The organism is Deltaproteobacteria bacterium (genome assembly GCA_016210005.1).
GTDB lineage: Bacteria > Desulfobacterota > Binatia > HRBIN30 > JACQVA1 > JACQVA1.
In genome coordinates this window covers 25225-36455 of sequence record JACQVA010000248.1, presented here as the reverse complement: position 1 = coordinate 36455, position 11231 = coordinate 25225, and the positions used below count along the sequence as shown (strand labels likewise).

6 protein-coding genes and 1 pseudogene are annotated in these 11231 nt (G+C 68.2%); 6 read left to right on the top strand and 1 reads right to left on the bottom strand.

Annotated features, from left to right (window positions below; genetic code table 11):
* Window positions 1–59: 59 nt before the first annotated feature.
* Window positions 60–459 (top strand): annotated as a pseudogene (locus tag HY699_23235) (GIY-YIG nuclease family protein).
* A 198-nt stretch (window positions 460–657) separates the two neighbouring features.
* Window positions 658–1164 (top strand): hypothetical protein, encoded by a 507-nt coding sequence (locus HY699_23230; GenBank protein MBI4518720.1) that lies wholly within the window; start codon window positions 658–660, stop codon window positions 1162–1164.
* A gap of 8 nt (window positions 1165–1172) precedes the next feature.
* Here HY699_23230 and HY699_23225 read toward each other — a convergent pair whose 3' ends face one another.
* On the bottom strand, window positions 1173–2351 hold the full coding sequence (locus HY699_23225) for an ATP-binding protein (GenBank protein MBI4518719.1): 1179 nt from the start codon (window positions 2349–2351) through the stop codon (window positions 1173–1175).
* 227 nt (window positions 2352–2578) lie between these two features.
* On the opposite strand from HY699_23225, the gene HY699_23220 reads away from it, so the two are divergent.
* The 4 genes from HY699_23220 to HY699_23205 all read left to right on the top strand — a co-directional run bounded on the left by HY699_23220 (window position 2579) and on the right by HY699_23205 (window position 11198).
* Entirely contained in the window at window positions 2579–5995 is a 3417-nt protein-coding gene (locus tag HY699_23220) for an AAA family ATPase (GenBank protein MBI4518718.1), read from the top strand.
* Window positions 5992–6702, top strand: coding sequence for a hypothetical protein (locus tag HY699_23215; protein MBI4518717.1), 711 nt, complete (start codon window positions 5992–5994; stop codon window positions 6700–6702). Before HY699_23220 ends, HY699_23215 begins: the two co-directional genes overlap by 4 nt.
* 3 nt (window positions 6703–6705) lie before the next feature.
* On the top strand, window positions 6706–7647 hold the full coding sequence (locus HY699_23210) for a zinc ribbon domain-containing protein (GenBank protein MBI4518716.1): 942 nt from the start codon (window positions 6706–6708) through the stop codon (window positions 7645–7647).
* A 155-nt stretch (window positions 7648–7802) separates the two neighbouring features.
* On the top strand, window positions 7803–11198 hold the full coding sequence (locus HY699_23205) for an AAA family ATPase (GenBank protein MBI4518715.1): 3396 nt from the start codon (window positions 7803–7805) through the stop codon (window positions 11196–11198).
* The last annotated feature ends 33 nt before the right edge of the window (window positions 11199–11231 follow it).

Sequence of the window (11231 nt, the reverse complement as noted above, 5' to 3'; positions counted from 1 at the left end):
GTTCGGTGTTATGGCCGTCATTCCCGCGAAAGCGGGAATCCAGTTTGGCGTTTGGCGCTATGGACAAGCAGTTCTGCGTTTACATCCTGGCCAGCAAACGGAACGGCACGCTGTACATTGGGGTGACCTCACAGCTAGCAACGCGGGTGTGGCAGCATAAGAGCAAGGTGGTGGAGGGTTGTTCGGCCAAGTACGGCGTTGACAAGCTGGTCTACTACGAAGCGCACGGCTGCGCAGAGACCGCAAATCGTGCGGGAGAAGCAGCTGAAGAAGTGGCGCCGCGCCTGGAAGATGACAAATTGCGTCCCTTTCGGCCATGGGCCTCGGCCTGACAGTACACAGTACTGTCAGACAGGTGAGGATTTGCCCGGTCGGCTGCACGTTACCCACAGATTCGTCGCACACCCGAATGCCAGCGGCCGCCGGCCCATCATTGCGTTGAGTCAGGCAGCGGAGTAAGGGCTTACCCATAAGACAAGTCTGGCTGCGCTGAGCGCAGTCGCTTCGTAACGGTCGTGGCCTGTGCCGCAGCGGACGAAATGCCGCCGCTGCCCAGGGCTGAGGAGATCGGATGGGTCAGCTTGTGATGGCAATGCGAGTGGTCGACCGTGGGGGACCCAGCGCAATGGGCAAGCTGCCGGCCACCCGGAACATCTGATGCACGGAAACGACGCTATCGGGCCGACTGCGATTGCGCCGCGCGATCTCGAGTCGCTGGAGCATGCGCTCGCAATTGCTCGTGAGCGTCGCACTGCGCTCGAGAGCGAAGCGCGGTACGTGTCGTGGCTCGCGGAAGCCTGTCTCGGTGCGGGCGACCTCACGCGCGCTCGCGCCCTGGCCGAGGAATCCGTCGCGCTGGGACGGCGCATCGGCATGCCGACGGATCTCGTTTACGCCCAGCGGGCGCTGGCACTACTCCTTATCCAAGAGGGAGTCGCGGCCGGGCCCGCCATCCACGCCGCCCTGGACGACGCCGAGCGGCTCATCGCCGAGACCGGCGCGACCAGCTTGGCGCCGCTCGTCCTATTCGACCGCGCCGAGCTCGCCCGCCTCGTAGGCGACAGCGGCGCGCGCGAAGGCGCGCCGCGCGAGGCGAAGAAGCTCTTCACAGAAATCGGCGCGCCGGCGCGTGTGCAACAGATCGAAATGCTGCTTGCCGGATGACGTGCGCTTCAGAAGATCATCCCGGCGTGGAGCTGTCGCAGGAACTCCAGGACGGGCAGGACGTCCAGGCGGTCGAACGTCAGGACCTCCGTGCCGCGATACACCCCGAGCATCCGCTGCACGGTGATGCCCTTGGTGCGTGCCAGGGAACGCATCGGCTCCTCCCACTCCCGCTTCCAGCGCGTCGCGGCTTTGACCTCGATGCAGACGACACGGGGAGGGACGCTGGTGGTGCGCCGCCGGGTTTCGATGACGAAGTCGATCTCCGATCCCGCAGCGGTTCGATAAAACGCGATCGGCCGTTCCTTCGCCGCCACCGCGTTGTAGGTCCGCAGCTCGTGCAGCACGAGCGTCTCCAGCGCCCCGCCGCGCCACGCGGCATCCACGGGATCGCGCAGCAAGCCAGCCGCCGCACGCGCGACACCGGGGTCGAACCAGAAGAACTTCGGGTGGGCGCGCTCGCGCACCTTGACCTGAGGGCGATACGCAGGGAGGAAGGTGCCCAGCAGGGTGTCTTCGAGAATCGAGAAGTATCCGTCGATGCTGCTGCGGGGGACCCGGGCGTCGCGCGAGACGTTGCCGCCGCTAAACTCCTGTCCGTTCAACAAACCGGCCACCTGCAGGAAACGCAGGAACGGGTCGATCTTCCGCACCACGCCTTCCTCGCGGATCTCTTCCCGCAAGTAGGTGTGGACGTAAGAAGAGAGCGTGTCCGCGGCACTGTCGGGGTTGACCACCACCAGTGGGAGCGTGCCGAACTCCAGCGCCCGGTCGAGATCATAGCGCCGGCCGAGCTCGGCGAACGAGAACGGTCCGAGGGCACGCGTGACGGCACGCCCGCCGAGGAGGTTCGCCCCGCCGCGCCGCAGCTTGCGTGCCGACGAGCCGCTCAGCGCGAAGCGCCACTTGCGCCCCTCGATGAGTCGGTGGACTTCGTCGAGAATGGTGGGCGCCTTCTGCACCTCGTCGATGCACACCCAACTGCCGGCGGCCCGCCGGCCGACCTTCGCCTCAAGGAGCACCGGGTCACGGACGAGGTCGAGGAACACGTCGCTGCGCAGCAAATCGAAAACCGGAGTCTCGCGCGGCAACACCTGTCGCAGCCAGGTGCTCTTCCCGACGCCGCGCGGACCGAAGACGAAGAAGGAACGGTTCGGGAGCGCGAGCAGACGCGGGACGGCTTCCATCGCAGGACATCATCACGGGTCTACCGTAAGAATGCAATGGATTCTTACGATATCACCGGACGCCAGCGGATCGATATGAACGGCCGCCTCCCTGGGACTGGCACAACGCCGGGGCCAAAGGGACGAACACTCGGTTCTCTGGATTGGACGCGACCGGACACGCGGAGCGAATCAGCTATCGGCTATCAGCTGTCAGCGAACAGTAAGAGAAGAGGAGCGGCCAGCCAATGAACTGCCCGACCTGCGGCCACAAGAACCCGCCGAACTCGAAGTTCTGCCTCGAATGCGGCCGCGGCTTCGCACTCCCGTGCGCACAGTGCGGTGCCGAGCTGCCGGCGGCGGCCAAGTTCTGCAACGAGTGCGGCGCTTCCTTAGTAGCCGAAAGTCGCAAGCTGAAAGCTGAAAGCCAGACCATTTCCCTACCAACTAACAACCTAACAACCAACAACCCCTCCCCACGCAGCTACACGCCCAAACATCTCGCCGACAAAATTCTGCAATCCAAGTCCGCGCTCGAAGGCGAGCGCAAGCAAGTGACTGTCCTGTTCGCCGACGTGAAGGGCTCGATGGAATTGGCCGAGCAGCTCGATCCGGAAGAGCGGCACGCGATTCTCGATCGCTTCTTCGCAATTCTCACCGACGGCGTGCACCGCTTCGAGGGCACGGTGAACCAGTACACCGGCGACGGCATCATGGCTCTCTTCGGCGCGCCGATCGCGCACGAGGACCACGCCCAGCGCGCCTGCTACGCCGCTCTGCACCTGCGCGACGCCCTGCGACGGCACGGCGACGAGGTGCGGCGCACGCACGGGCTCAGTCTGGCCGCGCGGATGGGACTCAACTCCGGCGAGGTCGTCGTCGGTGCCATCAGCGACGACCTGCGTATGGACTACACCGCGCAGGGGCACACCGTCGGGCTCGCGGCGCGCATGGAGCAGGTGGCCGAGCCCGGCACAATCTACTTGACTGAGCACACGGCCGCGCTCGTCACTGGGTACTTCACGTTCCGCGATCTCGGGGCGTTCACGGTGAAGGGCGTCCGCGCCCCAGTCGGCGTCTTTGCCCTCGAAGGGCTTGGTACTGCGCGCAGCCGGCTCGATCGGTCGCGAGCCCGCGGCTTCTCGCGCTTCGTCGGCCGCACGGCCGAGATGTCAGTGCTCGACGCCGCGATCGAGCAGGCCCTCGCCGGGCACGGCCAAGTGGTGGGCGTCGTCGCCGAGGCCGGTACGGGCAAGAGCCGCTTGTGCTGGGAGTTCGCGCAGCGCTGTCGGGCTCGTGGCATTCCGGTCAACGAGGGCCAGTGCCTCGCCCACGGCCAGATGGTGCCGTTCCTTCCGATCCTCCAGTACCAGCGGGCGTCCTTCGGGATCGTCGAGCAGGACTCACCACAGGCGGCGCGCGAGAAGGTCGCCGGCCGACTGGTGCTGCTTGACGATGCGCTGCGAGACGATCTGCCGCTCGTCTTCGACATGCTCGGGTTTCCGGACCCGGAGCGTCCGGCACCGCGGATGGATCCCGAGGCGCGCGAGCGCGCGCAAGCGGGCCTCCTTCGCCGTATCATGCAGGCGCGCAGCCGCCGCGAGCCGGCGGTCATACTGCTCGACGATCTCCATTGGATCGATCACGCGAGCGCGTCCGTGCTCGAGGTGCTCGTCGAGGCCACGGCGGGTACGCGCAGCCTGCTGCTGCTCAACTTCCGGCCTGAGTTCCACGCGGCCTGGATGCAGCGCTCCTACTACCAGCAACTCCCGCTGCACCCGCTCGGCCCCGAAGCCGTGGACGAGCTGCTCGGCGAGCTGCTCGGCACGGCCCCGTCGCTCGCGGCGCTGCGCGATACCATCCGACAACGGACGGGGGGAAATCCCTTCTACGTCGAGGAGGTCGTCCAGGCGCTTCGCGATCAGGGGACCCTGGTTCACGACGACGGCGGGCCACCGCGGCTCGTCCGCCCGGTCACTGACCTCGATATCCCAGCCACCGTCCACGATCTCCTCGCCGCGCGCATCGACCGCCTGGGCGAACACGCGAAGCTGCTCCTGAAAACGGCGGCGGTGATCGGCAAGGAGTTCAGCCTCCCGATCCTCGAGCAGGTCGTCGCCGACGCGCCGATCGACACGCCGCTCCCCGACCTACTGCGCACGCCCACCGCAAGCGAATTCCTCTACGAGACCTCCCTCTACCCACATGCGGAGTACTCCTTCAAACACCCGCTGACGCAGGAGGTCGCCTACGAATCGCTGCTGCGCGTGCGGCGCGCCCGCATCCATGCGGCCGTGGCGCGCGCCCTCGCTGCAGGTGAGACGGAGCGCTTGGACGAGCGCGCGAGTCTCGTGGCGCATCATTTCGAGGCGGCAGGCGAGGCCCTCGACGCGGCCCGTTGGTACGCGCGCGCCGCCGAATGGGCCGGCATGAATGCGCCCGTGGAGGCGTGCCGGCACTGGGAGCGCGTGCGCGGCCTGCTCCAAGCCGATGCTACGGGCGACGGCGCCGCCGAGATCGCGTTCAAGGCCAGGGCGCGGCTGCCCGCCGCCTCGTTCCGCGTGGGAGGAATGTCGGAGGAGGCCGCCGAACAGCTCTTCGAAGAGGCGCGGGCGCTCGCCGATCGGATCGGTACAGCGCGGGCGCGGTTTTACGCCATCGCTTCGTACATGGTCACGCTCTCGATGCGGGGGAAAGTGGGGCAGGCACGTCAGCTCGGTGCGGAGATGCTCCGCGTTGCCGATGCCTCCGGAGACAACGACCTCCGGTGCTGGGGGCTGTGGAGCACCAGCCTCAACGAGTGGGTGTTCGGCGAGCTCTCGGACGCTCTGCGACGTGTGCACGAGGCAATCCAGCTGTTCGCCTGCGGCGTGAGTGAGAGCAGCCCTCCGCTCGGCAACGTGCCCCATGCCGCCGCGCATCATTTCCGGGGCCTCTTCCTCACCGAGTGTGGGCACCTGGGCGAGGCCCGCGCCTCATTTGAACACGGCCGGGAGGTCCTGCAACGCCTCGGCGCAACCGAGATGGTCGCGTGGTGCGAGGCAGGGCTGGCACGCGTCGCGACGTTTGCCGGCGATGTCGAGGCGGCGCTCCGTCATGCAGGCAGCGCCCTCGACGGCGTCGAAAGGGTCGGGTCCTCCTTCGGTCGCGTCTACGTGTACTGGATTCTGGGTCTGGTGCTTGCCCGTCGGGGAGCAGCGACCGAGGCCATCAGACATCTCACCGGGGCGATCGACCTGGCCCGAGCCAACGGCGTCGGAATCTATCTCGTGCCCGGCGCACTCGGCGACCTCGCCGACGCCCGGCTGGACAGCGGAGATGTCCCGGGTGCCCGGACCGCCGTCGAGCAAGCCTTCGTCGTTCTTGGAGATTGGAAGGGCGCGCGGGCGCGGCTCGAGTTGGCCCGGGCTCGAATGCTGAGGGCTGAAGGAGATGTCGCGGCGGCCACTGCAGCACTCGACCGCGCACACGAAGTTGCCGAGACGACGGGTATGCGCGTCTACCTCCCTTACGTCCACGTCGAGCGTGCCGCGCTCTGCGAGCGCGATGGGCAGCTGGACGACGCGCGGCGCCAGCCGGAGCAGGCGCGTGACCTCTACTGCGAGATGGGCGCGAGCGCCAACGCCGCACGCCTCGCGGCGCACATCGAGGAGATGACACGATGAGCTTCGTCGCCAAGCTGCAGCGCGCCCGTGAGGTCCTCGAACAGCAAGGTCGTCTTTCCGTGCGCGCCTTGGGCCGCGAGCTGGAGCTCCGCGGCACCGAATTGGACGAGTTAATCGACGAGCTGGTCGATGTGCAGGGGGTGGCGGTGCGCGACGGCAGCGTCCTCGCCTGCGCTGCTCCGGTCGAGCGTCGACAGCCTGTCCCGGGCACGGTCGAAGGGTCGCGAGTCCGGAATGAGGAGGAGGCCGAGGACGTAACCTCTGGAGTGCTCGACCGGTCGCGCGAGCGGCGCGTCGGTCTCGAGTTCGAGAGCCTGAATCTGGCCACGCTCTCCCGCGCGGCGCTCGGGCGGGGCGACGCCGCGCGCGCCCGGCAGCTGGCCGAAGAGGCGATCGCGTTGGGAAAGGAGCGCGGGCAGAAGGTCCTCGTGCAGCAGTACGTGGCGCTGGCCTACGCGCTCTGCGCCGAGCATGGTCAGCGGGCTCGGGGAGCGGTGGAGGACGCGCTGCAAGCTGCGGCGGCTGCGGTGGCGGAGACGGGAGCGCGCGGTCTCGAACCGCTCATCGCCGAGATACGCGCCGAGTTGGCCCGCGTGTGCGGCGACGCCGTGGCACGCGGGCATCATCTGCGCGAAGCGCATCGACTGTACGAGGCGATCGGCGCCACCGGCCACGCGGCGCGCTTGGCGAAGGCGTTGCAGGTCTGAGCCATGCGCTGCCCCTCGTGCCAACACGAAAATCCGGACGGCGCCAAGTTCTGCCTCGAATGCGGCGGGCGGCTGGCGTTGAGCTGCGCTCAGTGCGGCGTGCAGCTGCGGCACTTCGAAGATGCGCGAACGATGGACCGCCGGCTCGGCGCCCGCGCCTGGGCAGCGCGCACACAGATCGACTACGCCCGCATGCGGCTCGACCGCAACGGCCCGGGCGATCGCGAGCGGGCGCGCGCCCTCCTCGGCACGGCGCTCGCCACGTCGCAAGAACTCGGCCTCAAAGGCTGGCTCGACATGGCACTCGCGCTCAAGCTGCGCGCGCAAGGCGCGCAGTCGGGCGAGCTACAGCGTTCCATCGACATAGTCGCCGCGTCCGTCGGCGCGAAGAAGCCCGACTTGCGCGGGCAGGCCGCGCCCGATGGCACGGTGACCATCATGTTCAGCGACATGGAAGGTTTTACGACGATGACCGAGCGACTGGGCGATCTGAAAGCGCGAGCTGTCATCGGCCAGCACAACCGCATCGTGCGCGAGCAGCTGGCGGCCCACGGCGGCTTCGAGGTCGAGCTGCAAGGCGACGGCTTCCTGCTTGCCTTCCCGAGCGCACGCCGCGGCCTGCTGTGTGCCATCGCCATTCAGCGCGAGATGGCCGCCTACAGCGCGGCCCATCCCGAGCAGCCCATCAAGGTGCGCATCGGCCTGCACACCGGCGAAGCCATCCGCGAGGCTGACAAGTTCTTCGGCAAGGCGGTGATCCTCGCCGCCCGTATCGCGGCGCAGGCGCAGGGCGGCGAGGTCCTGGTATCGGCGCTGGTCAAAGAACTCACCCAGAGCGCCGGCGACATCCGCTTCGATGGCGCGCGGGAGGCGGCGCTGAAGGGGTTGAGCGGCACCTACACGATGCACGCCGTGCAGTGGCCCGTGGAGATAGCGACACCATGATGCGTTTCTCCGCTGACGTAACCGCAAATGACGCGATAAGGGAACCCTCATGAGATGCCCGAAGTGCCAAGCCGCAAATCTCGTCGATTCGGTCTTCGCCCGCGTGGTGGCGCCCCACGGACGTGAAGCACACTGCCGCGCACACGGAAGGCCCCATGTCTGCTGAAACGGTCTCGCTCCCCGAGGGCACGGTCACGGTGCTCTCTACCGACCTCGTCGGCTCGACGTTGCTCAACCAGCGGCTGGGAGACGAGGCCGCCACGGCCGTGGAGCGCGAGCTGGCCGCTCTGGCCCAAGAGCAAGTCGATAAGCAACGCGGGGTCGTCATCAAGGACACCGGCGATGGACTCATGGTGGCGTTTCAGTCGGCGCGGCGTGCCGTAGTGTGCGCGCAAGATATCCAACGCGCGATCGCGCGCCGGAATCGCAACCGACCCGATAGTGCCGTGCAGCTCCGTGTCGGCCTGCATACCGGCGAGGTACTGAGCGAGGATGGCGGCCTGCACGGGGAGACGCTGATTGTCGCCAAGCGTATCGAGTCGGTGGCGACGGCCAGTGGGATCTTCGCCTCCGATACCGTGCACGGCGTTCTCGGCACCGCGCGTGGCGAGCTGGTCGACCGCGGCGAGTTCGTACTCAAGGGAATCGACGCACCCTGGCATCTCTGGGAGGTGCCGTGGACAACCGCCGAGGCCAGCGGCGTCCTTTCGGGGAGCGAGCGCACGCCGTTCGTCGGCCGCGCCCAGGAGCGCACGAGGCTCCTGCAGGCGGTGGAGCGTGCCCGCTCAGGCAGCGGCACGCTGATGCTGATCGGCGGCGAGGCCGGCGTGGGCAAGTCGCGGCTGGTCGAGGAGGCGGCCGCCGCGGCGCAGCGGCTCGGGCTCATGGTGTTGACCGGCCACTGCGTCGACCAGCAGGGTGCGCCGCCTTACCTGCCCACCATCGAGCACCTCGAGGCGGCGGCGCGCCAAGGATCGCCCGAGGCGTTCCGCCGGGTACTCGGCGAGAACGCGCCCGAGATCGCCAAGCTCATGCCCGAGCTGCGCGTGCGCTACTCGGACATTCCAGAGCCCGTTTCACTCCCGCCCGAGCAGGAGCGGCGCTACCTGCTCCACGGAATCTCCGAGTTCCTCGAGCGCACTGCGCGTGCGACACCGCTACTGCTCGTGTTCGAAGACCTCCACTGGGCTGATGAGTCGACGCTGCTCCTGATCCGACACTTGGCCCAGCGGCTCGCGCAGATCCCGGTGCTGGTGGTGGGAACGTACCGCGACACCGATCTCAAGCCCGGCCGCCCGCTGGCCGCCGTCCTCCCTGAACTCCTGCGCCAGCGCCTCGCCGAAGAGATCCGACTCGGTCGCCTCACCGCCGACGGTGTCGCCGCGGTCCTCGCCGGCCGTGCGGGCAGCACGCCGCCGCAGCAGCTGGTGGCGCTCGTCTACGCGGAGACCGAAGGCAATCCGTTCTTCGTGGAAGAGGTGTTTCGTCATCTCCACGAGGCGGGCAAGCTGTTCGACGAGGCGGGCCAGTGGCGCTCGGGTGTACAGATCGCCGACACCGACGTACCACGCAGCGTCGGCCTGGTCATCGGACAGCGGCTCGAGCGTGTCAGCGACGACTGCCGCCGCGTCCTGACGATCGCCGCGCTGGCGGGCAAGGCCTTCCGCTTCGACTTGCTCACCGCCTTCCAGGGCGTGGACGAGGACGACCTGCTCGACGCGCTCGATGAGGCGGGACGCGCCACGCTCATCGAGGACATTTCCACCGGGCGCGAGGCGCGCTACGCCTTCGTGCACGAACAGATCCGCCAGACGCTGCTCTCGCTGCTCTCCACCGCGCGGCGGCAGCGGCTGCACCTGCGCATGGCCGACGCTCTGGAGACACTCCACGCGCGCGACGCCGAGGCCCATGCGCCCGATATCGCGTATCACCTCTACCAGGCCGGCGCCGCAGCCCCAGGCGAACGCACCGCGAGCTGGCTGGTGCGCGCCGCGGAGCGCGCGCTCGACGCGCTCGCCTTCGAAGACGCGCTGCGCGATCTCGATGCCGCGCGCACCGTGCTGCCCGACAGTGACGCCGAAGCCGCGATGCGCGTCTTACGCCTGCGCGCGCGCGCGCTGCGCGGCCTGGCCCGCCTCGACGAGGCGCTCGCCGCGTTTGCCGACGCGCTGGCGATCGCACCGTCCGGCGCGGAGCGTGACGCCGTGCTGCAAGCACGCGCCCAGCTCAAGCTCGATCTCTTCCGCGGCCGCGAGGCGCTCGCCGATATCGAGCCCCTGCTCGCCGCCGCACAGCAGTCCGGCAATCGCGCGCACGAGGTGGAACTGCTGCTCATGCGTAGCCGCGGTCTCTGGATCCGCTCCCTCGACGAGCAGGGATACGCTGAGAAGATGCGCGCCTCCTACGAGCAGGCGTATGCGCTGGCGAAGACCATCGACGACAAGCGCGCCATGTGCCAGGCGCTCATCCCGACGAGCTGGTTCACCGATTTCTGGCAGGACTACCACAGCCAGGCGGTTGCCAACATCGAGGAGGCACGCCTGCTGGCTGCCGCGCTCGGCGACGAAGAGCTCGAAATCGAAGCCGCATCGGCCCGCATCAAGCTCCTGCAACTCGGTGAAGCGCATGCCGAAGCGATGCGCCTGCGCCAGCGCCTCGAGGCGCGCCGCGATCCATTGCGCCTGAAGGAGCATCTGTTCTGGCTCATGTGGCACTACTGGATGCGCGGCGACTTCGAACAGTGCGTGGTCACCTGCGACGAAGGCGTCACCCTCGCTGAGCAGCTCGGCTCGCCTCCTGTCCAGTACGCCAGCATCAAGGGCCTGGCGCTCACCGATCTCGGCCGTTTCGACGAAGCCTGGACCTCGTTCCAGCAGGAGGTCGCCGACGACGCCCACCCCTTCGGGCGCTGCATGCGCGAGTTCGGCGTTGCGGTGTGGCTGGCGGCGCTCGGCGCCCTCGACCGTGCCGAAGCGGTGGCCAAAGAGGTATTGGCGGAAGCCGGGCGGCTGTCGCGGACGTGGATGCAGCGCGGCATGGTGGATCTGCTGACGGTCATCGCGGCGCGGCGCGGCGATGCCGGCGCCGACCTCGCTGCCTGGGTGCTGCGGACAAGTGACGAGATCGGTTTCCATCCGTCGCCGTTCGCCTTTGCCGAAGCGGCGCTCGCGCGCGGCGAGTTTGCACAAGCGGTCGACGTCGCGGATCAATTGGCGGAAGGCGCCAGGAAGCTGGGACAGCGGCGCGGTTGCCTCATCGCGCTTGAATGGGGTCTGCACGCGCGGGCAGGCTTGCAGCGCTGGGAAGAGATCCTCGAGCGCGCCGACGCGGCGATCCGCGAAGCCGAGGAGAAGAGTTTTCGCACGCGGACATGGCGCATACTGGCGTCGCGCGCGCGCGCCCGCCACGCCACGGGAGATCAGCGGGGCGCGAGCGGCGACCGTGCCGCAGCCCGCGCGCTGCTCGACGAGATGTCCTCGCGCATCGCCGACCCGGAGATCCGCGCGGCCTTCGAGGCCGACCCCCAAGTCTTGGAAGTGAGGAACGGATGACGACGAAGCTGCGACCAGGTTCTCCAAAGGAAG